The organism is Desulfitobacterium sp. (assembly GCF_982384815.1).
The window spans coordinates 1-21,915 of record NZ_CEVWNY010000021.1 but is presented as its reverse complement, the minus strand read 5'-3'; the positions used below and the strand labels follow the sequence as shown (position 1 = coordinate 21,915).

General features: G+C 46.7%; 21 protein-coding genes. All 21 read right to left on the bottom strand.

Annotated elements, in window-relative coordinates; genetic code table 11:
- Nucleotides 1-257: 257 nt before the first annotated feature.
- Nucleotides 258-1,724, bottom strand: a complete 1,467-nt coding sequence (gene lysS / locus AC1U9U_RS05475; protein ID WP_479959546.1) for a lysine--tRNA ligase — start codon at nucleotides 1,722-1,724, stop codon at nucleotides 258-260.
- 162 nt (nucleotides 1,725-1,886) lie between these two features.
- The gene (gene greA, locus AC1U9U_RS05470) at nucleotides 1,887-2,357 is read right to left on the bottom strand and encodes a transcription elongation factor GreA (RefSeq protein WP_479959556.1); all 471 of its coding nucleotides are present in this window, start codon (nucleotides 2,355-2,357) and stop codon (nucleotides 1,887-1,889) included.
- Nucleotides 2,358-2,629: 272 nt separating this feature from the next.
- On the bottom strand, nucleotides 2,630-3,595 hold the full coding sequence (dusB, locus tag AC1U9U_RS05465) for a tRNA dihydrouridine synthase DusB (RefSeq protein ID WP_479959545.1): 966 nt from the start codon (nucleotides 3,593-3,595) through the stop codon (nucleotides 2,630-2,632).
- 27 nt (nucleotides 3,596-3,622) lie between these two features.
- Complete coding sequence (locus AC1U9U_RS05460) at nucleotides 3,623-4,390, bottom strand: type III pantothenate kinase (protein ID WP_479959544.1); 768 nt, start codon at nucleotides 4,388-4,390, stop codon at nucleotides 3,623-3,625.
- Nucleotides 4,391-4,599: 209 nt separating this feature from the next.
- Nucleotides 4,600-5,583, bottom strand: a complete 984-nt coding sequence (locus AC1U9U_RS05455) for a biotin--[acetyl-CoA-carboxylase] ligase (RefSeq protein ID WP_479959543.1) — start codon at nucleotides 5,581-5,583, stop codon at nucleotides 4,600-4,602.
- Nucleotides 5,573-6,457, bottom strand: a complete 885-nt coding sequence (nadC, locus tag AC1U9U_RS05450; RefSeq protein ID WP_479959542.1) for a carboxylating nicotinate-nucleotide diphosphorylase — start codon at nucleotides 6,455-6,457, stop codon at nucleotides 5,573-5,575. Before nadC ends, AC1U9U_RS05455 begins: the two co-directional genes overlap by 11 nt.
- Nucleotides 6,423-8,039, bottom strand: coding sequence for an L-aspartate oxidase (gene nadB, locus AC1U9U_RS05445; RefSeq protein WP_479959541.1), 1,617 nt, complete (start codon nucleotides 8,037-8,039; stop codon nucleotides 6,423-6,425). Before nadB ends, nadC begins: the two co-directional genes overlap by 35 nt.
- A gap of 197 nt (nucleotides 8,040-8,236) precedes the next feature.
- Nucleotides 8,237-8,620 (bottom strand): aspartate 1-decarboxylase, encoded by a 384-nt coding sequence (gene panD / locus AC1U9U_RS05440; RefSeq protein ID WP_479959540.1) that lies wholly within the window; start codon nucleotides 8,618-8,620, stop codon nucleotides 8,237-8,239.
- Nucleotides 8,621-9,469 (bottom strand): pantoate--beta-alanine ligase, encoded by an 849-nt coding sequence (gene panC / locus AC1U9U_RS05435; RefSeq protein WP_479959539.1) that lies wholly within the window; start codon nucleotides 9,467-9,469, stop codon nucleotides 8,621-8,623.
- A 177-nt stretch (nucleotides 9,470-9,646) separates the two neighbouring features.
- Nucleotides 9,647-10,507, bottom strand: a complete 861-nt coding sequence (locus tag AC1U9U_RS05430) for a Rossmann-like and DUF2520 domain-containing protein (protein WP_479959538.1) — start codon at nucleotides 10,505-10,507, stop codon at nucleotides 9,647-9,649.
- A 181-nt stretch (nucleotides 10,508-10,688) separates the two neighbouring features.
- Nucleotides 10,689-11,177 carry a 2-amino-4-hydroxy-6-hydroxymethyldihydropteridine diphosphokinase gene (gene folK, locus AC1U9U_RS05425; RefSeq protein ID WP_479959537.1) on the bottom strand — a complete coding sequence of 163 codons (489 nt, stop codon included), beginning with the start codon at nucleotides 11,175-11,177 and terminating at the stop codon, nucleotides 10,689-10,691.
- Nucleotides 11,174-11,542, bottom strand: a complete 369-nt coding sequence (gene folB, locus AC1U9U_RS05420) for a dihydroneopterin aldolase (RefSeq protein ID WP_479959536.1) — start codon at nucleotides 11,540-11,542, stop codon at nucleotides 11,174-11,176. Before folB ends, folK begins: the two co-directional genes overlap by 4 nt.
- Complete coding sequence (gene folP / locus AC1U9U_RS05415; protein ID WP_479959535.1) at nucleotides 11,532-12,755, bottom strand: dihydropteroate synthase; 1,224 nt, start codon at nucleotides 12,753-12,755, stop codon at nucleotides 11,532-11,534. Before folP ends, folB begins: the two co-directional genes overlap by 11 nt.
- A 31-nt stretch (nucleotides 12,756-12,786) precedes the next feature.
- A complete protein-coding gene (locus AC1U9U_RS05410; protein WP_479959534.1) occupies nucleotides 12,787-13,359 on the bottom strand; it encodes an HD domain-containing protein in 573 nt (190 codons plus the stop codon).
- Between the two features lie 133 nt (nucleotides 13,360-13,492).
- Nucleotides 13,493-15,163, bottom strand: a complete 1,671-nt coding sequence (locus AC1U9U_RS05405; protein ID WP_479959533.1) for a formate--tetrahydrofolate ligase — start codon at nucleotides 15,161-15,163, stop codon at nucleotides 13,493-13,495.
- A 181-nt stretch (nucleotides 15,164-15,344) separates the two neighbouring features.
- Nucleotides 15,345-16,028, bottom strand: coding sequence for a DUF881 domain-containing protein (locus AC1U9U_RS05400; protein WP_479959532.1), 684 nt, complete (start codon nucleotides 16,026-16,028; stop codon nucleotides 15,345-15,347).
- Complete coding sequence (locus tag AC1U9U_RS05395) at nucleotides 16,028-16,735, bottom strand: DUF881 domain-containing protein (RefSeq protein ID WP_479959531.1); 708 nt, start codon at nucleotides 16,733-16,735, stop codon at nucleotides 16,028-16,030. Before AC1U9U_RS05395 ends, AC1U9U_RS05400 begins: the two co-directional genes overlap by 1 nt.
- 140 nt (nucleotides 16,736-16,875) lie before the next feature.
- Nucleotides 16,876-17,325, bottom strand: a complete 450-nt coding sequence (gene ndk / locus AC1U9U_RS05390) for a nucleoside-diphosphate kinase (protein ID WP_479959530.1) — start codon at nucleotides 17,323-17,325, stop codon at nucleotides 16,876-16,878.
- A gap of 17 nt (nucleotides 17,326-17,342) precedes the next feature.
- Entirely contained in the window at nucleotides 17,343-19,319 is a 1,977-nt protein-coding gene (ftsH, locus tag AC1U9U_RS05385; protein ID WP_479959529.1) for an ATP-dependent zinc metalloprotease FtsH, read from the bottom strand.
- Nucleotides 19,320-19,512: 193 nt separating this feature from the next.
- Nucleotides 19,513-20,976: a tRNA lysidine(34) synthetase TilS gene (gene tilS / locus AC1U9U_RS05380; protein ID WP_479959528.1), complete on the bottom strand. Its 1,464-nt coding sequence runs from the start codon at nucleotides 20,974-20,976 to the stop codon at nucleotides 19,513-19,515.
- A 41-nt stretch (nucleotides 20,977-21,017) separates the two neighbouring features.
- On the bottom strand, nucleotides 21,018-21,915 hold an 898-nt coding region (locus tag AC1U9U_RS05375; RefSeq protein ID WP_479959527.1), incomplete at its 5' end, for a SpoIIE family protein phosphatase.

The window sequence follows — 21,915 nt, the reverse complement described above, 5'->3', positions numbered from 1 at the left end:
ATTTTTTTGGGACTTGAGACATACCTATAGCATATGCAATTTTTATGCCATATCGGGGTGAAGTCACAATTGTTTGAATTTACTGTACTTAGAGAAATCTCTTATTATATTTGTCTAACAAATTGTTGTAATAATTATAACACTTTGTCGTAATTTTTCGGATAATGTCGCAATTGATTTAACGATTATATAAAAAAGAAGCTCTACAACTCACTATCAATTGAGTTGCAAAGCTTCTTTTTCTATATTTTTACTTTTTAATCATCTTCCCTGGGCCGCATAGTGGGGAATAAAATAACGTCACGAATAGACGGAGAATCGGTTAAAAGCATAACCAAACGGTCGATACCGATTCCTAAGCCCCCGGTAGGCGGCAGCCCGTACTCCAGGGCTTGGACAAAGTCCTCGTCCATCATATGGGCCTCATCGTCTCCTTTAGCCCGCTCAGCCACTTGAGCTTCAAAGCGTTGTCTTTGGTCTATAGGATCATTTAACTCCGAGAAGGCATTCCCCAATTCTCTGCCATAAACGAAAGCCTCAAAACGATCAGTGTATTCGGGATGCTCAGCATTTCTCTTCGCTAATGGGGAAATCTCCACAGGATGCCCGGTGACGAAGGTAGGCTGAATAAGATTCGGTTCCACAAACTCCTCGAAGAATTCGTTGATAATCTTTCCTCTGGAGCTGCCGGGCTCGACCTTTAGACCCTTTTCTTTTGCCGCCTGTTGAGCCTCTTCATCAGTTAGGATCTGGCGGAAGTCTACCTTGGCATATTCCATAATCCCATCTAACATAGGCAACCGACGCCAAGGAGTTTTAAAATCAATCATTTGCCCTTGATAGGTAACCTGTGTTGTTCCATGAACCTCTTTGGCAATAGTGGAAATCATGTTTTCAGTTAATTCCATAATATCTTCAAAGTTGGCATAAGCCTGATATAGTTCCATCATCGTAAACTCAGGGTTATGTTTAATGGAGATTCCCTCATTACGGAAGTTCCGGCCGATTTCAAATACTTTATCAAAACCACCCACGATTAAACGCTTTAAGGGCAGTTCCAGCGCAATCCGTAAATAGAGATCGATATCTAAAGTATTGTGATGGGTGATAAACGGACGGGCCGCTGCTCCCCCCGGAATGGTGTGGAGAGTCGGCGTCTCTACCTCCAAGAACCCTTGACCTTCTAAGAAGTTTCGCATGGAACGAATGATTTTGCTGCGCATGACAAAAACATTCCTGACTTCCGGATTCATGATCAAGTCCAAATACCTTTGCCGATAACGCAATTCTACATTGGTTAAACCATGGAATTTCTCCGGCAAAGGGCGCATGGATTTTGCTAAAATCTGAACTTCTGTGGCACGAATAGAGATCTCACCGCGCTTGGTCTTAAATACGGTGCCTTTCACCCCAATGATATCCCCTATATCAAATTTAGTAACGAACTCAAACCATTCCTCGCCGATTTCTTCCTTACGAATATAGGCTTGAATTTGCCCGCTAAAATCCTGGATATGAGTAAACACGACCTTGCCTTGGTCTCTTTTGGCCATCATCCGCCCGGCAATCTTCACTTCTTGTCCCTCAAGAGTCTCAAAGCCATCGAGAATTTCTTGGGCCATATGGGTTCTCTGATACTGGTCCGCATAAGGCTCTACTCCGTATTCTCTTAACTGAGCAAGCTTGTCCAAGCGAACCCGCCAGAGATCATTTATTTCATCCATTTTCATACCTCCAACAGTAATTCCTTTAACAATTTTACCAAAACACTTCGATCTTAATCAATATTTATAGAAATTTTCACCTGCGCTAAAACAAATTATCGGCAAGAATACTTGCCGATTTTGTTTACTGTATTATTATTACTGCTGTTGTTAGGAGTTGTTTTATCTGATATTGACAATCTCGTAATGAAGAACTCCGGCCGGAACATTAACTTCTACAACAGCACCTTTAGCATGGCCCAAAACAGCCTTACCTACAGGTGATTCATTGGAGATCTTATTAGAACCCGGGTCGGCTTCCGCCGAACCCACGATAGTGTATTCTTCTTCATCGCCAAAATCTTTATCTTTTAAAATAACGGTTGAACCAAGGGCAACAACTTCGCTACCCTCGGATTCGTCAATCACCCGGGCATTTCTCAGCATTTTTTCCAAAGTAATAATACGGCCTTCGATAAAAGCTTGTTCATTTTTAGCGTCGTCATACTCTGAGTTTTCACTGATATCCCCGAACTCGATGGCCTGTTTAATTCGTTCAGCCACTTCCCGGCGTTTTACCGTCTTTAGTGTCTCAAGCTCTTCTTCTAATTTCTTTAACCCTTCAATAGTTAAAATTACTTCTTTTTCGGCCATTTCCATATCCGCTCCCTTTTCTCATCCTATGCATGGCGCTATTTTTACTTTGCGCTTCATTTAAACCAGGCTTTATGCCATAATATGTAAACTCCGCTATTTGCATTACTCGTATTATATGTTCACTGCAAAATAATGTCAAGGATTCCGTGGAGTCCCTGCAATAAGATTTGCCCGATTTGATAGATATAGGAAGTTTACCTGTTTTAATTCCAGCCGACTGGTTCCGAACTTTCACTTACGCCCTACTATTCTTCCTGAACCGGTTAAGGTTATGCATTTTCCACCAAAATCCTTTGAAATAAATCGTTCATTTCGGCAGGTGTCTTTGTCTGCATAATAAGGTCCCGCATTTGGGCTGCATTACGTATTCCTTTAATATACCAGACTGCATGCTTACGCATTTCGTTAAGACCAATCCGTTCACCCTTATAATTTAGTACCCGCTCAAAGTGTGCCATCGCCGTCCGGATCTTCTGCTCTAGGGAAGGTTCTTCAATTAAGATTCCCTTATTCAAAAACGCCTCAATTCGGGGGATGAGCCAAGGATTTCCCAGACTGCCTCTGCCGATCATCACCCCGTCACAGCCCGTTTCCGCCAGCACTTTTTTAGCTTCTCCAGGGGAAGAAATATCCCCGTTGGCGATAACCGGGATTCCTACACTCTCTTTAACTTTCCTTATCCAACTTCGATCGGCGGTTCCCGCATAAAACTGCTCCCGGGTACGCCCATGAACGCTAACCATCTGAACCCCTACGGCCTCCACCCCCTTGGCTAATTCCGGGGCAACAATTTCCTCGTGAGTCCAACCCAGGCGCATCTTAACCGTCACCGGTACTTCCACCGCCTTAACTACCGCCTCCGCGATGCGCAAAGCTTTGGGAAGGTCCCGCAAAAGTGCTGAACCTTCCCCATTTTTAACAATTTTGGGAGTTGGACACCCCATGTTGATATCGATAACCTCGGCCTGCCTTTCTACTGCCAACCTTGCCGCCTTCGCCATAACCTGGGGTTCGGAGCCAAAGATCTGAACGATCCGCGGCGAGGCCTCGCCCGTCAGATCCAGCATCTCCAAAGTTCGGGAATTAAGATAAGTCAAAGCTTTGTCACTGATCATTTCCGTCCAGACATGGCGACCGCCTGCCGAGCGAACAGTTTCCCGAAAGGCCTTATCCGTAACACCGGCCATCGGTGCCAAAAAAACAGGAATACCTAAGTCAAAGTTTCCTAAATGCATAGTTCTTCAGCCCACCAATCAGGGATATTAGTTGAAATTTTTTTCATAGATCAATAAAAGACCTTCCAAGGTCAAAAAAGGGTCCACCTTCTCGATCTCCTGGGAATCTTCTTTGAGTAATTCCGCTAACCCTCCCGTGGCAATCACCCGGGTGTCAGGGCCCAGCTCTTGCTTCATAAGGGTAACGATACGGTCCACCTGTCCGGCAAAGCCATAATAGATTCCCGATTGCATCCCGGCGACCGTATTTTTGGCGATAATGCTCTTCGGTCGGACAATTTCAACCCGGGGCAGCTTTGAGGCCCGCTGAAACAAAGCTTCCGTAGAAATGCCAACCCCCGGCGCAATAGCCCCGCCCAGATACTCACCTCGTTTGGATATGGCACAGAAAGTCGTAGCCGTGCCAAAATCAACAATGACCAAGGGGCCGCCGTATTTATGATAAGCAGCCACCGCATTAACAATCCGGTCAGCTCCTACTTCCCGCGGATTATCATAGACAATTGGCATACCCGTTTTTACTCCGGGGCCGACGACCAAAGGCTCTACATTAAAATAGGTACGCGCTAAATCCTCCAGTGTCGGCATGACCGGTGGGACCACCGAGGACATAACAACTGCATTAATTTCGGACATGGCGAGACCATTAAGATCAAATAAGTTTTTGATAATTACAGCATATTCATCCGCTGTTCTGGATTTATCCGTAGAAATCCGCCAGTGATGAGTTAAGTTTTTCTGATCATACACTCCTAAGACAATATTAGTGTTACCCACATCAAATACTAAAATCATCGTCATTCTCCTTAACTAAACAATTATCCTTCGACGATTAGCTGTTTTACTTAGTCAAATAATTTTAAGGAAAGCATGCTGGAAAAGTTCCTTCGACCATTCTTCCCGCAGGATGACCTCTTTTTTTCGTTGTCATACTGAGCGGCGGCGAAGTATCTTGATTCCTAACCTTCAGCGGGGATCGGCTCCCCCCACTGAAAGAGTCTTGTTCAATGTTCGGGGCAATACTCTTTCCCGGTCCGTATCGACACTTCACCTGAGGAAAAAACCGTTTCCTGCCCATCCAGATTGAGGATAAGCTCCCCATTTTCCCGGATACCCTTAAATATCCCCGAATATACAGCTCCAGCCTTTTCCACACGGATACTCCGACCTATTCCTACCGCAAAAGAGGTCCAGCGTTCTTTTAATCCCAATGCATCCCCCTGCTCTAAGGCTAGGACTTCCCTTTCCAGATTTAACAGAAAAGCAGCTGCTAATTGATTAAGGTTAACCTCCCGCCCCAAAATATCCATTAAGCTCATAGCCGGCAGCTTAGAGCTAAGTTCCTTTCCGGAAAAGTTAGCATTTATCCCAATACCTAAGATAATTGTCTGGACCGTATTCCATTCACCGGCCACCTCCCCAAGGATTCCGGCAATCTTTTTACCCTCATACACTAGGTCATTAGGCCATTTGATCCCTGCTTCCAGTCCGTAAAGTTCTTTGAGGGTTTGCGCCAAAGCGACGCCGCTGCTTAAGGTTAGCTTGGCCGCATCCCCCAAATTCAGCCTGGGCTTAAGCAGAACACTGAGCCAAAGCCCACCCCGGGGGGACTCCCATACCCGCCGCATCCGCCCGTGGCCGGCAAGCTGGTACTTGGCTATTACCACTGTACCATGTTCCTCACCTTGGCGGACTAAATCCTTGGCCCAATCATTGGTAGAAGGCAATTCATCAAAGAGAAAAAGCCTTCGACCAAGGGCCTCAGTCCTAAGTTTTTGACTAAAAGCCCACTCATCCAAAGCAGAAGGTGTTTTTACCAGACGATAACCACGATTGGTCTGCCCCTCTATTTCATATCCGGCTTCCTTTAGCCCTTGAATCTGTTTCCAGACCGCTGCCCGGGTGATATTTAAGGCTGTACTGATGCTCTCACCGGATACAAATTCCCCTTGCCGGTCCCAGAGCAAATTCAGAATCCTATTTCGCACAATTTTCTCCCTTTTCCCAGCGTTCTTTGGTTAAAGCCTTGATATCACCGATATCTAAGGAAAAATCCACCGCCTTGACCGAATGGGTGATTGCACCGAGGGAGATTACATCTACTCCGGTTTCGGCCACGGCCCGAACAGCCCCCTTCTTTATACCGCCGGAAGCTTCCACAATCGCCTTACGGTCAATAATTTGAACTGCCTTGCGCATCTCTTCCAGGTCCATATTATCCAACATAATTACCTCTGCACCGGCGGCTACGGCTTCTTCCACTTGCCGAAGGGTCTCGCATTCCACTTCAATCTTAACCATATGACCGATCTGGGACCGCGCAGCTGCCACAGCAGCCTTAATCCCACCGGCAGCGGCAATATGATTATCCTTTAACATCACTGCATCATAAAGGCCAAAACGATGATTCTGACCACCACCCATACGTACGGCGTATTTTTGCAGCATTCTTAAACCCGGTAAGGTTTTACGGGTATCTGTAATGCGGGTAGAAAGCCCTTCACATTCCTTTACAGCTTGATAGGTAGCAGTGGCCACCCCGGAAAGATGCTGTAAAAAATTCAGAGCGGTTCGCTCTCCGCTCAATATGGAGCGTACAGGCCCGCTAATCTCCATTACAACAGTTCCCCGCTCGACTTTATCCCCATCCTTAGCTAAGATTGAGATTTCCAACAGAGAATTAACCGTCTCAAAAACCTGTTGTACTACTTCCAGACCACAAACAATCCCCTTTTGCTTGGCATAAATTTTGGCTTTAGTCTTCCGTGTTTCGGAGAAAATAGCTGCGCTTAAATCCCCCGTTCCCAAATCTTCCCGTAAAGCTTGTTCAATCAGCCCTTGATACTGGAATGGTGCAAACATTATCGATCCCCCTTGCTTGTATGGAATGGTTAAGTAGACGCCGTTGACTCTCGGGATAATCCGAACGGTAATGGCCGCCGCGACTCTCTTGGCGCGCCAAAGCTGCCCGGGCTACACAGGCGCCGACGGTTAAGAGATTCTTAAGTTCCAATTCCTCGATTCTTCGCTCCGGTTGAAAAAGATTGTCCCATTGCTCGATTAGCCTGGTTGCTTTCTTTAAACCATCTTCCTCACGGATAATTCCTACATAATCCCACATGATTTCTTGAAGCTTGCCGCGCTCAAAAGCCGGGGCCTTGCTTCCTGGTCCCTCCTGCTTATCCCCGACGATATCCTGGACTTTTGGTAGAGGGCGGTCCTGAGAAGCGTTCAAATTTATTATACCCTCAACGATTCTTCCCCCAAAGACCAACCCGTCCAGAAGGGAATTGCTGGCCAACCGATTGGCCCCATGGACTCCATTACAGGCACATTCCCCACAGGCATAAAGATTAGGGAGGCTTGTCCTTCCTTGTTGATCTGTGTGAACTCCTCCCATCACATAATGAGCAGCCGGAGCAACCGGAAGAGGTTCTTCTAAAACATTTATCCCATAATCTAGGCAGGTTTGATAAATAAGCGGAAAACGTTTAACCACTTTTTCCGGGCCGATCGGGCGAAAATCCAGAAATACTTGGCCTTTTGCCTTTTCACGCCAAATAGCTCTAGCCACCACATCACGGGGAGCTAATTCCTTACCGGGGATATTTTCCATAAAACGCTCACCGTGAGCGTTAATTAGCTGTGCCCCTTCTCCCCGCACTGCTTCCGAGATTAAAAAGCGTGGGGCACCGGGGATAAAGAGAGCAGTAGGGTGAAATTGGATAAATTCCATATCCATGAGTTGAGCTCCTGCCCGATAAGCAATAGCCATCCCATCCCCTGTAGCTACCCCAGGGTTGGTAGTATAACAATAAAGCTGCCCCAGACCGCCGGTGGCTAACACCACGGCCTTAGCTAAATAGATCTCCAACCCGCGGGTTTGATTATTCAGGCTTAGGACGCCGATTACTTCCCCTTGTTGATTTTGCAGGAGATCCAAAACGAATTGCTCTTCCTTAACCAGAATTTGCTTTTGTTTAAGGGTTTGCCTTACCAAAGTCCGTTCAATTTCCTCCCCTGTGGCATCTCCATTGGCATGAAGTATCCGCCGGCGGCTATGAGCGGCTTCCTGGGTAAGGGCTAAACGACCATTTTGCTCATCGAAATTTGCCCCCATGCGAATTAATTCCTCGACCCGGAGCGGACCATCTTCAACCAAGGTCCGAACTGAATCGGACTCACATAATCCCGCCCCGGCATAAAGGGTATCTTCATAATGCAAAGCGGGAGAATCCGTTTCATCAAAAGCAGCGGCGATTCCGCCTTGGGCATGCATAGTATTGCTCTCCGGAATCCCTTTTTTGGTGAGAACAGTAACCTCAAAATGTTCACTGGCCTTGATTGCCGTGTATAAACCGGCAATCCCGCTCCCAAGAACCAAAACCCCCGTAGAATAGATTTTTGCTTCCTCTAAGTGCCACGGCACTAGATATCTACTCATTTTTATCCTCCTACCCTAACCCCTAACATAATATTTATCTCTCTATAAACCCGTTAACCTATGCTCATTTCCCTCCAAAAGATCCTTCACCAAGGCCCAGGATGACATTTCTAGGGTTATATACTCAGGATGACCTGCTCTCTTGGTTGTCATACTGAGCAATTAGCGAAGTATCTTAACTTGATACTTCTCTGCCCTTAAGACTTACTGCCATGAACCTCTTCATGAGCAATCTTTACCGGATTATTTCCTTGATCCACAAAAATCACCTTAGGCTGATAGGTTCCGGCGGCCTCTTCGGTAAAAATCCCATAGGAAATGATAATGACCTCATCGCCCACCTGCACCAAACGGGCCGCAGCTCCATTAAGGCAGATAGTGCGGTCCCCCCGTTTTCCGGGAATCACATAGGTCTCCAAACGTGCACCATTGTTATTATTGACAACTTGCACTTTTTCATTAGGGAGAATATCGGCAGCTTCCAAGAGTTCCTCATCAATTGTAATACTTCCTACATATTGCAAGTTAGCCTCTGTCACCGTTGCACGGTGTATTTTGGATTTCATCATAGTACGAAACATTTATATCTCCTCCAATACTTTATTATCGATTAAGCGGGTGGAACCAAACCGCACAGCCAAGGCAATAACCACTTTTCCCCGGATCCCCTGCACCTTTGTTAAATCCTCTGCCGACCGAATCTCAATATAATCCACCTCACCGGAACTTTCCCTTCTAATTTTCTCTTCGATACGCTTTTCAATTACCTCGGCCCGCCGTTCTCCCTCCCGAATCCATTTTTCAGCTTCGGTAAGGCTGTGGTGTAGCACTAGAGCCTCAGCACGTTGCTCCGGACTCAAATAAACATTGCGGGAGCTTAAGGCCAGCCCATCTTTTTCCCTGACAATGGGAACCGGAATCACTTCAATGGGAAAATTCAAATCCCGTACCATCTGGCGCACAATTAAATACTGCTGATAATCTTTCTGGCCGAAATAAGCACGATCCGGCTGCACAATATGAAAAAGCTTGCTTACCACGGTGGTAACTCCCCGAAAATGTCCCGGCCGGGAAGCCCCGCAGAGGCAGTCCCCCAGCTCACCCACCTCCACATGGGTTAAGTTTTGCGTGGGATACATCTCCTCTACCTCCGGGTTAAAAATCACATCCACCCCGGCACTTTCCGCATTTGCGGCATCCCGCTCCAGATCCCGGGGATAACGGGCAAAATCTTCATTAGGACCAAACTGCAGCGGATTAACAAAAATACTCATCACCACAAAAGCCCCGCTTTTTTTGGCCTCCTCTACCAAAGTCAAATGCCCTTCATGCAAATACCCCATGGTCGGCACTAAGGCAATACTTCTTCCCTTTTGACGCTGCTCCTTAACGATTTCCCGAACCTCCGTGATCTTTTTGCATATAATCACTATTTCTCATCCCTTCTAAATCCAGTTCTTTTAGAGACCATATAGACTTTCCTGCTTATTACCAGCCCCGGAGTGCCTGAGCACGTGATTCTCCGATAAAGAAACCATCCAGTGAATGGTTTCAGGAGATCACGCCCGAAGGTTCGGATGTATGTGAAGCTACCTGACCTGAACAATTCAGGACTGCAAGAGCTTATTCATTTCCTCCCACGCTGCATTCCCATAAGCTTTCCCATTCAACTCCATCTTTTGCCGGCCGATCTCCAAGGTATATAGCCCTAAAGCCCGATAAACAGGGTCAATCTTGACCGGCATATGTTCCAGGTGCCCGCGAATCACATCCACATCCCCCCTGGCGATGGGACCGGTCAAGGCTTGAGGCAGACCCACTTTGTCTAGATTTTGCAGTGCTCCCTTCATTAAGGGCAATAGACTTTCCAAAGCTTCCTCCCTGCCAATACCCGCTTCTTCAAACAATTGTACCGCTAGCCCGGCCAAAGTCACGAGATAATTGGACGCAACTACTGCCCCCGCATGATAAAGAGGCTTTTGCCGGGGGTCTAAAAGATGGGGGATTCCTCCCAATTGGGTTACAATCTCCAAACCAATATTTTCCTCATCCCCTTCCATCCCAAAATGGGTACCCGGTATGAGGTTAACTGCTTCCTCGATTCCCGCAAAGGCTTGGAGAGGGTGAAGGGATAAGTATTTAACAGGTAAATCCTTATTGACCTGCATAACCCGAGAGCTGACCGAACCGGAGCAATGAATCCAAATCTGTCCCTCCCGATAGAGATTCTTCGCCGTTAATTCCTCAGCTACCCTGCGGATCATTCCGTCTTGAGTGGTTATAAACACCAAATCCGCCCCAGTGATCCATTCCTCCAGAGGGAGCTTTTCCCAAGTGAGATAGGTGCAAAAACGTTCATAAGACCGCTCGCTTCGTGTATGTACTCCCACCAAGCGATGTCCCGCCTGCTCTAAACGGATAGCTATAGCCGTACCGACAATTCCTGCGCCGATTATTCCAAATTTCATCATTTTCTCCCCCCACTAAACCAAAAAAGCACCCCACAAACGTGAAGGTGCTTATCTATTGCTTTCCTTCCCCGTCTCGGTCCTGTTGATCCAAGCGGTATCTCAAAAGCCAATGATTTAAGTTTATAATGCCAATTAAACCGGCCCCTAACCCCGAAAATCCTTCCACAGTACAATTCACTTAGATATTGTCCGCGGATTTAGAGTCCAGGCGCCATACTTCTCCGTCCCCTCGTACCTCGGAGATGCTTCTCCGGGAAGGCAGGACCAGTTGGGGAGCAATCTCCCGCAAGGGAGCTAAGACGAACTCCCGCTCCTCCAGCCGGGGATGTGGGAGAATCAACCTTTCATCCTCCCATACTCTATTATCATAGCATAATATGTCAATGTCAATGGTTCGGGGACCCCAACGGATAAGTCTTTCTCTCCCCAGCGATGTTTCTACCTCTTGGCAAGAGTCTAAAAGCTCAAGGGGAGCCAAGGAAGTATCTATCGCCAAGACCATATTCCAAAAATTCTCCTGATCCTCCTTTCCCCAAGGCTTGGTTTCGTAGATACCGGAGCTTTTGCTGATTTTAACTTTTGGGTTAGCCATTAATCTTTGGCAAGCCTCCGCTAAATAATACCCACGGTCCCCCAGGTTGCTCCCTAAACTCAAATAAGCCATCATGGATTTTTCTCCCGATAAATCTCCACAAATGCATCATCAAAAATCCCCGGAATCGGAGCTTGGGGCTTATGAACAATTACAGAAACAGCATCACAGTCAAATTCGCTAAGAATATCTTCGGCGATATGCTCTGCTAAACGTTCAATCAAATGGTATTTCGCTGTGGTGGCGATAGTCTTAATTCTCGCATAAACTTCGGCGTAATTAATTGTATCATCTACATCATCGGATTTTCCCGCTTTGCTTAGATCTGTGAAAAGATCTATATCAACTATAAAGGTCTGCCCGAGTATTTTTTCTTCACGAAGTACACCATGATAACCAAAGAATTGTAAACCCCTTAGGGCAATTCGATCACGAGCCAATGAAATTCTCTCCCCTCTGTTGACGATAAATGGCATCAGCCATTTGGACTGCTCTCCTATTAGCTTGTACATCATGGACACGAATAATATCCACTCCCGCCGCCACTCCTACCACACTAGTGGCAATGGTCCCCTCAAGACGTTCACCTACGGTCAGATTAAGGGTATTCCCAATCATGGATTTCCGTGAGGTCCCCAAAAGAATCGGGTGTCCTAAGGAGCGAAACTCTCCCAGTCGACTCATGATTTCCAGATCCAGCTCCAGATTCTTACCAAAAGCACTACCCCCGATTCCTGGATCAATAATTATTTGATCCCCACTTAAACCATGTTCCCCGGCGAGATGGATGCTTTTTTTGAAAAAGGCGATCATGTCCCCAATTAAGTGATGGTAGCTATCTCCCTCTTGGTTATGCATAACGATTACGGGAGCCTGATATTTCCCCACAACCTCAGCCATCCGGGGGTCTTTTTGCAATCCCCAAATATCATTGATCATATGGACGCCCAGCTCCAAAGCTCTTTCCGCTACTTCCGACTTATATGTATCTACGGAGATAGGAATAGGAATGCGCTTAGTTAAAGCCTTGAGTACACCCTCCAGGCGGTTCCATTCCTCTTCAGCACTCACCGGCTCATGGCTTAAGCGAGTAGACTCCGCGCCGATATCTAAAATATCCGCCCCTTCCTCAACCAGAGCTTCCGCTTGTCTCAGGGCATTTTCTAAAGTATTGAATTTTCCCCCATCGGAAAAGGAATCCGGGGTAAGGTTCAGAATCCCCATAATCAAGGTCCGTTCACCCAGAATAAGCTCCTTGCCGCGGCAAGAGAGTATACGCTTTTGGGGAGGCTCCAAGGCTGCCAATAGTGCCTTTAGGCTTTTCCCCATTTCCTTTAGTCCAAAGGGTTGAGCCACTAGTTTTTGACTTAAGCGGCGGAAATGGTCGACGGTACCCACCAGCAGCATATCTGTGGCTTCAATTTTATTGACAATAACATCCCGGTGTACGGAAGCATCGCCCCCTAGGGAAAGCATCTCTTGCTTGAGGATATGGGCCACCGGCAAAGGCACGTTTTCTATCTTGATAGCCTTACCAAGGGGTTTCCCTGCCATTTGCCCAATCCCCCCTGGATCTGAGCCTATTTGCTCCATAGCTTTTTTGGCTTCCTGCTCGTTATCTAATTTAACCCAACGTAGAATATACTCTTTCATGTCAAGCCTCCCAGTCCTTGTCCTATCTATTCTATATTATAATCTCCTCCATAGCCTTAGTATATTTATAGCATTCGGCCTGACTTGCACAATTCCTACAATCCCTTGCCCAATCATCAGCTAAAGCTAAGGCTCGTCCAAGTAAGCCAACCGTCTCTTCAGGCTTTAGTCGGTGCTCCAAAATCCCCTGGGTGATGATTTCAATCTCTTTTTCAGTAAAATCACAGTCCCGGAGAATCGGCACGGCTAAACGGGCACTGACCAAGGCATGATCCTCCCCTGTTTCGTACTCCACCCAGCGTCCGATATCATGAAGGATTCCCGCTGCATAGACGATCTCTTTAATAATGTTGTGGCTAAAAATATCCGACAAGTCTTCCTTAGAACTTAAGTATGAATACTCATCAACTTCAATATTTCCTTTACCGTTGCCAAAGATGCTGCCTTCCAAAAGATATATATAAGCAATTCTGGCCACATTCAACCCATGCTCGGCCCCATGGCGACAAAATACACGCTCTTCCTCAGCACTCTTATTCCTTGCACAATAGTCATCGTAACTTGCAGCTTGAAGAATTCGGTTAACCCGAGGTATTGGGTACATTTGAGCATCACTCCCAGCGGGAGACCGCCGGTCTCCCCTACATTCTTTTTTTGCCATACCCTTGTCAGCCGGGTTCAAGCGGAAATGAGAATAAGCCCCAGAAATAATTCCTGGGGCTTAGTTAGCTCTCTTTTTAGAAGAGACCTGAAATACGTCCTTCAGGATCAATATCCATTCTCAAAGCTGCGGGACGCTTGGGCAAGCCGGGCATGGTCATAATCGCACCGGTGATGGCCACAAGGAATCCGGCACCGGCGGAGAGACGGAGTTCACGGACCGTAATGGTAAAGCCCGTTGGGCGGCCCAGAACATTCTGATCATCGGTTAAGGAGTACTGAGTCTTAGCCATACAAATGGGCAATTGGCCATAACCCAGCTCTTCATATTTCTTCATAGAGGTTAAGGCTTCTTTGGTAAAGTTCACACCATCAGCACCATAAACCTCTTTGCAAATGGTCTCGATCTTCTTGGCAATGGGCAGATCCAATTCATAGAGAACGCGGAAATTGGATTCTTTATTATCTACAATATCGATAACCGCTTTGGCAAGCTCGATACCGCCTTCTCCACCTTTAGTGAAGACTTCCGATAAGGCAAACTCAGCCCCCAGCTGACGGCAGCGTTCTGCCACAAACTCTAATTCCGCCTCGGTATCGGTGGGGAAACGATTGATAGCCACCACAGCAGGCACACCAAATTTGCCGATATTTTCGATATGCTTTTCAAGATTAACGATTCCTTTAGCCAAAGCTTCCAGGTTCTCGGGTCCTAAATCTTCTTTGGCGACTCCGCCATTCATCTTCAGAGCGCGGACAGTGGCCACGATGACCGTGGCAGCCGGCTTCAGCTCAGCGAAGCGGCATTTCAGGTCGTAGAATTTCTCAGCACCGAGATCCGCACCGAATCCGGCTTCGGTGATGACATAATCAGCAAGCTTCATAGCCATTTTGGTAGCCACAACGCTGTTACAACCGTGAGCAATATTAGCAAAAGGACCTCCATGAATAAATACAGGAGTGTTCTCCAGGGTTTGAACTAAGTTCGGTTTAATGGCATCCTTCATGAGCAGAGCCATAGCACCTTCTGCTTCCAGATCATGAGCGGTGACCGCCTTGCCGTCATAGGTATAAGCCACCACAATCCGGCCAAAACGCTCTTTAAGATCCATCAAATCCTTGGCCAAGCAAAGGATAGCCATAATTTCGGAAGCCACGGTGATGTCAAAGCCGTTCTCCCGGGGAACCCCTTCTGTGCGGCCACCTAACCCAATCACAATTTTGCGCAGGGCCCGGTCATTCATATCCATAACCCGACGGAATACAACTTGACGAGGATCGATATTCAAAAGATTGCCTTGTTGAATATGGTTATCTAAAAGTGCTGCCAATAAATTATGAGTCGAAGTAATGGCGTGGAAATCACCGGTAAAGTGGAGATTGATATCCTCCATCGGTACAACTTGAGCGTATCCGCCGCCCGCAGCACCACCCTTAACACCAAAGCAAGGGCCCAGGGAAGGTTCACGTAAGGCAATCATGGCTTTCTTGCCAATCTTGGACATAGCTTGCCCTAAGCCAACAGTAGTCGTGGTCTTTCCTTCACCGGCGGGGGTAGGGTTAATGGCAGTCACCAGGATGAGTTTAGCATCGGGCTTATCCTTGAGGCGTTCCCAAGCACTGAAATTGATCTTGGCTTTATATTTACCATAAAGCTCAATCTCATCCTCCAGCAGCTCCAACCCTTGAGCAATCTCCATAATGGGTTTCATCGTCGCCTCTTGTGCAATTTCAATATCCGTTTTCAATTGGGTTCACTCCTTTTCCACTCTTTCTCTTAGAAAAAAAATTCTTTTTCCGGATCTACTCTGTACTCAAGTCCCTCTATTTCTATTCGGCGAGAAAACCCAATTCCCTGCAAGTCAGAGCAATATTTTGAAAATTATGAACTCAACCGAACTACATTTCTTAAGTGGTTTGGGGCTTTGATTATTGACTCTTAACAGAAGAAGCACCTTTATAGGAAGGAATCTGAACTGTTTTTCTTACCACGCTGACACTCATCCCATATTGCTTTAAACCCGGTGCCTCTAGATTTGTAAAATAATCCAAAAGCTGATCCTGATTGCCGCTGGCCAGAATTTCGTAAGGAATCCCATCATTGCGGGTAATGGGAACTTGGTTGACCAACTTCATAGACCCGCTAGGAACAATAGACGTAGAGGCGACAACCCGCTGGCCATTGACACTGATTGCTTCCGCCCCAGCTAACTTAAGAATATTAATTATCCTTAACAAATCATCGGTAGTTAAGGGAAACACAACTTTATGCTCCTGCTGCCGATCATCAATAGTAATCATTATTCCCGGACCTTGAACATTGGCAGTCCCCTCCATCATCCGATAGCGATCCAAATCAGCAAGAAGGGCCCGACTGGTTCCTCCTTCACTACGAGCTTGCTCTAATTGTGCAGTCAAGGCCTTATGTTGGTCTTTGAGTGCTTGGTTTTCAGCTTGAGCCTGGGTGAGAAAATTAGCGGCAGATGCCGCCCGTTGGGCCTGGATTCGCTCCAGCTCCTCTACACTTTTTTGGGTCTGCATTTGTAAAGTGATTAAAAATCCTAAGGCAAGGGCTACTAAGGTCAATGGCAGGACTAGGGTTTTTCTTTTCATTATTTCGCCTCCTTTAACGGTTCCGTATAGCGAAATTGCTGAGCCTTACCGGCAGGAATGACCAAGGGTTCTGTAGGAACCTCCAGCTTACGGGTTATCCCGTATTGCTCCTGATACTCACCCAAACGATCCCAAAAGTAAAAATTCAAAGCGGATTGCAAATAATTAACATCACCCACTGCCTCGATTACATAAGGAGGCATTTGGTTGGTCTGATTAATCTGAATAAAGGCACCACTGCAAAAGATCTCCGTGTTGCCCATAATTCGCTGACCATTAACCGCAATGGCTTCAGCTCCACCGTTCCAAAGCCCGTTAACAATCTGGCGGATATATTCCTCATGAATAAAGTAGTTATTAGGGTCATCTTGTCGATTATTTCGTATGGTGGCATCATCAAGGGTAACCCGGATTCCCGGTCCCATAACCTTAGTTAACCCGGAATTACGTTTGGCCGTATCAAGTTGCTCCAAGACCACCTTTGAGGCATTCTGGCCTTCTTGGAATTTGGTCAGTTCCTCTTTTAATTTAACTATATCCTTCTTTATTTGTTCGTTCTCTTGGCCAATTTGAATCAAAGAGGCGAGGGTCCGGTCGGTTCTATTAGGAGTTCCGGCTGCACCGGTACTTTTGAGTAAAGATACAAATAAAATCCCCATTACTAAGGTGGCAACGGTCAGCATCATTTTGCCGGTTTTGGATATCATCTTTATACACCTCAAACCTTACACTGTTTAACTTTTTGAAAAAAGACACCGAAGCCGGTGTCCTTTTACAATTTATTATTCTTATCACTGGACTCGATTAACCTTCAGTGAGGTTTGCACCCCTCTGAAGAAAGTCTCGTTCAATCGCTAAGCCATTCCTCACCGGCTTTACGATATTCACATATTTCTTCCGGTTTAAAGTAGAGGTCAATTTCCCGTTCGGCACTGGCTACAGAATCGGAGCCATGAATAACGTTGCGGCTAATATCCATACCGAAGCCGCCGCGGATGGAGCCGGGATTGGCATTGACAGGATTGGTAGCACCCATAAGTTCACGGGCAATGGCGACTACGTTTTTGCCTTCCCAAACCATGGCCACAACCGGAGAAGACATTATATATTTTACAGTAGGTTCAAAAAAGCTTTTTCCTTTGTGCTCGGCATAATGCTGTTCAGCCAAAGCCTGATCAACATTCATGAGTTTCATTCCTACCAGCTTACAGCCTTTCGCTTCAAAGCGAGCGATCACTTGCCCAACTAACCCCCGCTGTACAGCATCAGGTTTGAGCATGATGAAAGTTTTTTCCATAGAAACAGACATCCTCTCTAGTCAATCTTGTTTTTTTCTTCTTCGAAGGTTGACCCGCTCAATCCCTCAGTATCTGATCCTTTGTCCTCTCCCCTTAAAGGGTTTATCTCATTTTCGGTCTCAGAGAACTCCGAGACTTTCGCGGAATCCTGTGCCATATTCTCCAATACATCCTGCACATCCTCAGTACCTTTGTCCAGCTTCGCCATAAGTTCAGCAAACTCTTTGGCTTCGATGGTCTCCTTGACCATTAAGGTCTGAGCAATAGCGTCCAGTTTATGCATGTTCTCTTGAATGAGGGTTTGGGCTTTCATATAGCATTCATCAATGATACGGCGTGCTTCCTTATCAATGGCATAAGCAACCGCTTCACTATAGTTACGGTCCCGTGCAATGTCGCGGCCTAAGAAAACCTGGCCTTCCTTTTGACCAAAGACAATGGGTCCCAGCTCCTCGGACATGCCCAGCTCCGTAATCATCTTGCGCACCAGGCCGGTAGCCCGCTCTAAGTCATTAGAGGCACCGGTACTAATTTCATGGAGGACTAAAGCTTCGGCCACCCTTCCCCCTAAGAGCATGGTTACTTGATCCAGCAATTGGGATTTCGTCATGTAGTTCCGATCTTCTTTAGGCAGAAGGAGGGTATAGCCACCGGCCCGTCCCCGCGGAATAATGGACACCTTATGCAAGGGATCTGTATGGGTTAACAATTCTCCCACTAAAGCATGGCCTGCTTCATGGTAGGAAACCAGTTTCTTTTCAAAATCACTGATCACCCGAGTTTTTTTCTCCGGTCCGGCAATTACCCGTTCCACAGAATCCTCCATGGCATTCATCTTTATCTCCTTCTCATTCCGACGGGCGGAAAGCAAGGCCGCTTCATTAACTAAGTTGGCAAGATCCGCACCGGTAAAGCCCGGTGTACGGCGTGCTAAAACATCTAGTTCCACATCGCTGCTGAGAGGTTTGCCCTTAACATGGACTTTTAAGATCTCTTCCCTACCCTTAACATCGGGAACATCTACTACTACCTGACGGTCAAAGCGTCCCGGTCTCAGCAAAGCCGGGTCCAAAATATCCGGACGGTTGGTAGCGGCAATGATGATAATGCCTTCGTTACCATTAAAACCATCCATTTCAACGAGAAGCTGATTCAATGTCTGCTCCCGTTCGTCATGGCCGCCGCCCAGCCCGGCACCCCTTTGACGGCCGACAGCATCGATTTCATCAATAAAGACAATACAGGGAGAATTCTTCTTGGCTTGCTCGAACAAATCACGTACCCGAGAAGCTCCTACCCCAACGAACATCTCCACAAAGTCTGAGCCGCTGATACTGAAAAAGGGTACTCCTGCTTCCCCTGCTACAGCCCGAGCTAATAGGGTTTTCCCGGTTCCCGGAGGGCCAAAGAGCAGTACCCCCTTAGGAATCTTCGCACCCAATTCATTGAATTTCTTGGGAAACTTAAGGAATTCCACTACTTCCTGAAGCTCTTCCTTAACCTCATCAGCCCCTGCCACATCAGCAAAGGTTACCTTCTTCTTTTCGTCCCCAACCAAACGAGCCCGGCTTTTGCCGAATTGCATAACCCGGTTGCCGCCCCCTTGGCTTTGCTGCATCATAAAGAAAAAGAAACCTAAAATTAATAGCATCGGCACGATGTATGTGACCATTCCGGCCCACCAGGGTGTTGTCGCCGGTTGATTAATTCTTTCTACGACCTTATGGTTGCGCATCTGCTCTTTCAAGGTGTCATCTTTAGACTCGCCAATCACCTTATATTGCTTGCCGTCTTTGGCAGTGACTTCGTAGGTATTGACATTGTCCCCGGTATTGGTCACAACCTCTTTAACCTGGTCCGTAACTACCGCCTCATAGAATTTTGAATATTCCATATCCAATGGCTGATTTGCCGGTGGGTTGGCCCATTTAATGAGCATAATCGCAATTAAAATAATTAGTAAATAGATCGCAGCATTTTTGAAAAATTTCAAAAGACTGGTCCTCCCCTCTTGCTGGTAAAAAGTTCCCCATCTTACGAGACAATATTACATATTATACCACGGGGAAGCCCTTTTTACAACGAATCTCATCTTCTTCAGAATCTAAACCTACAGCTCCTTTTACATAAAAAAACCTCAACCTGGGGCAAAGCTCCTTCGCACATGCTCAGGATGACACGATGGGTTAGGAATTGGTTTTGGGGTTTAAATTTGACTTCCTTAAAATACCTATGACCTTTTCCTTATTGGTTTTACTTGGATTTGTTTTATATCTATCCCCTCTTTTGACACCGGGTATCCACAGGACTTCCTTATTTAGTGCAAGAAGAGGTAGTTCGGGGCGCAGAGCGGCAGGTACTTCAGCATCTTGAAAAACCTTCTTAAGTGATTTATGCCCCAAACCGTCAAACCACATACTATCCCCTTCTTGACGGTGTCGCCAACGCAGCTCTTCCTTGCGGCTTTCAATATCTTCACGGTCAAAAAAGACTTTATCAACATCCTCACCGGAAGAAGACACTAAGGCCAAGTCCTCTTCACCGGTAAAAAGTCCAACCTGCCATTTTTGGCCATTACTATCCCGCCAGGTAAGCCATTCTCCCCAGCTAACCTTCCAATCGTCCTTAAGCCGGCCCTTTTCCGGATCTCCCCGGCTTAGGCCCTGTGCCTGCTCCGGATGTCCTTTTTGAAACCATACCCCACGATAATCAATGACCACCTTCAGATCCGGTAAATCCTGTCTCCAACCCACTTGCCCCTGAGAAGCCATGATCTGATCTACATAATGATAAGCTATGCCCCTGGGTTCCCCGGAAACAATAGCAACAGCCTTACGAATCAATCGGGAGAAAATTGCTTTGGGCTGCCCAAATATTTCCTTGCTTAATCCCACTTGCTCATCAGTAGAAACCAGCATATTTTTTTGCCAGGCCTTTTCCGCTTCCTCTTTAAGGTATTCCTCATCCCAACGCATAAGTTCGGCCATACGACCCAAGGCTTCTATTACTTTGGGATTATATTCCTCCTGAAGTTGGGGCAAAAGTTCCAAGCGAATTTTATTCCGTACATAGATAGGTTCGGCGTTAGAATAATCTAAAGCATAAGGCAGTTCTTCTTTTCGACAATAATCTAGAATTTCCTCCTTGGTCACTGCCAAAAGAGGGCGAATGACTTTTCCCTTTTGCGGATATATCCCTGCCAAACCCGCCGGACCACTGCCACGTAACAAGCGATAGAGCACCGTTTCCGCCTGATCACCTAAATGATGAGCAGTGGCCAGAAGGGTGCAGTTCTCCCTGGCCATATCTTCCTGCCAACGGGCATAACGCCACTCTCTTGCAGCAGCCTGAAAAGATTGACCTACGGATTCCGCGTAGCCTTTTGCGTCAAAACGATGAATAAGACAAGGGATCTCCCAATCCCTTGCCTTGTTATTAACCATCTTCTCTTCTGCATCGGATTCCTTCCGCACTCCATGATGGACATGGGTCAGAACTAAGCTAAGCCCCTGACCTTTCCTATCCTTCATATATCGCCATAAAATATGGGCAAGGGCCATCGAATCCGGCCCCCCGGAAACCGCCGCTAAAATCCGAGAGCCGGGGGGTATTAGTTGCGGCAAAACCTGCTGTCTTAACTTATCGTACACAATACCGGTCCCCTTTCTCTCCAAATTAACCCGACCTAAGTTCAATCAAAAGCATTCTTTTTCACGACTAAGGCCACCCCATCATCAGCCATTTCATTCCCGGTCATTTTTTTAGCCTCTCGCACAATCGCATCTGCTAATTCCTGTGCGGTCTGAGGATGTTGTCGATCCAAGAAATCTTTTAGCCAATCTGTCCCATCTTTTAGTATATCCTGAATTCCGTCAGTAACAAGCACTAAAAACTCATCCGTTCGTAATTTTTCCTCAATAACCGGAATCTCCACATGATTTAAGATCCCCACCGGCAAGCTGGAAGATTCAAATTTGCTCACGGCATCTTCTCTAACAATATAGGAGGGACAGGCCCCCACCTTAATCAGCTTAAGATCGTCCGCTTCACAGTCAATAATGCCTATATCTAAAGTTACGAAGCTCTCTTCCGGGGAGCGCAAGACTAGAATCGAGTTTAAGGCTTGAATCGCGCTTTCCGGTTCAAAACCCGTTGTCAATAATTGCTCCAATAGATTTAAAGCCGTAGAGCTCATTTTCGCAGCTTCCTCACCTACTCCCATGCCGTCACTGACAATGAAAGCATGCTTGGTGGGAGAAAAGGCCAACGAAGCGTAGTTATCTCCGCAGATACTATTGCCCTTTTTCGTAAAAACAGCCACTCCCACATCAAGGAATTGTCTCCGGCGCCGCGCCAGACTAGCGGGCTTCACCTGTTCCACATTATGCCGGGCATTAAGCTCCTTTGCCAAATGACCAATCACTTGGGAAACGCTTTGAAATTGACGGGCGAGTGCTTCTTGATTGGTTGTTAGACGCGACCGCCAAGACTCGATGCTTTTTTCATGCTCCATTATGAACTGTACTCCTAGGAGCATCTCTTTCATTTTTCCACAATGGCGTTTCCATTCGACCGGGAGGTTCTGGGTG

Bases quoted from the DNA above. Each gene is read 5' to 3' on its own strand.
- folK (WP_479959537.1), bottom strand. From the start codon at position 11,177: ATGATGGCTTATTTGAGTTTAGGGAGCAACCTGGGGGACCGTGGGTAT.
- lysS (WP_479959546.1), bottom strand. From the start codon at position 1,724: ATGGATGAAATAAATGATCTCTGGCGGGTTCGCTTGGACAAGCTTGCT.
- AC1U9U_RS05400 (WP_479959532.1), bottom strand. From the start codon at position 16,028: ATGAAAAGAAAAACCCTAGTCCTGCCATTGACCTTAGTAGCCCTTGCC.
- AC1U9U_RS05395 (WP_479959531.1), bottom strand. From the start codon at position 16,735: ATGATATCCAAAACCGGCAAAATGATGCTGACCGTTGCCACCTTAGTA.
- nadC (WP_479959542.1), bottom strand. From the start codon at position 6,457: ATGTTTGCACCATTCCAGTATCAAGGGCTGATTGAACAAGCTTTACGG.
- greA (WP_479959556.1), bottom strand. From the start codon at position 2,357: ATGGCCGAAAAAGAAGTAATTTTAACTATTGAAGGGTTAAAGAAATTA.
- nadB (WP_479959541.1), bottom strand. From the start codon at position 8,039: ATGAGTAGATATCTAGTGCCGTGGCACTTAGAGGAAGCAAAAATCTAT.
- ndk (WP_479959530.1), bottom strand. From the start codon at position 17,325: ATGGAAAAAACTTTCATCATGCTCAAACCTGATGCTGTACAGCGGGGG.
- dusB (WP_479959545.1), bottom strand. From the start codon at position 3,595: ATGCATTTAGGAAACTTTGACTTAGGTATTCCTGTTTTTTTGGCACCG.
- folP (WP_479959535.1), bottom strand. From the start codon at position 12,755: ATGAAAGAGTATATTCTACGTTGGGTTAAATTAGATAACGAGCAGGAA.
- AC1U9U_RS05460 (WP_479959544.1), bottom strand. From the start codon at position 4,390: ATGATTTTAGTATTTGATGTGGGTAACACTAATATTGTCTTAGGAGTG.
- AC1U9U_RS05410 (WP_479959534.1), bottom strand. From the start codon at position 13,359: ATGTACCCAATACCTCGGGTTAACCGAATTCTTCAAGCTGCAAGTTAC.
- AC1U9U_RS05430 (WP_479959538.1), bottom strand. From the start codon at position 10,507: ATGAAATTTGGAATAATCGGCGCAGGAATTGTCGGTACGGCTATAGCT.
- panD (WP_479959540.1), bottom strand. From the start codon at position 8,620: ATGTTTCGTACTATGATGAAATCCAAAATACACCGTGCAACGGTGACA.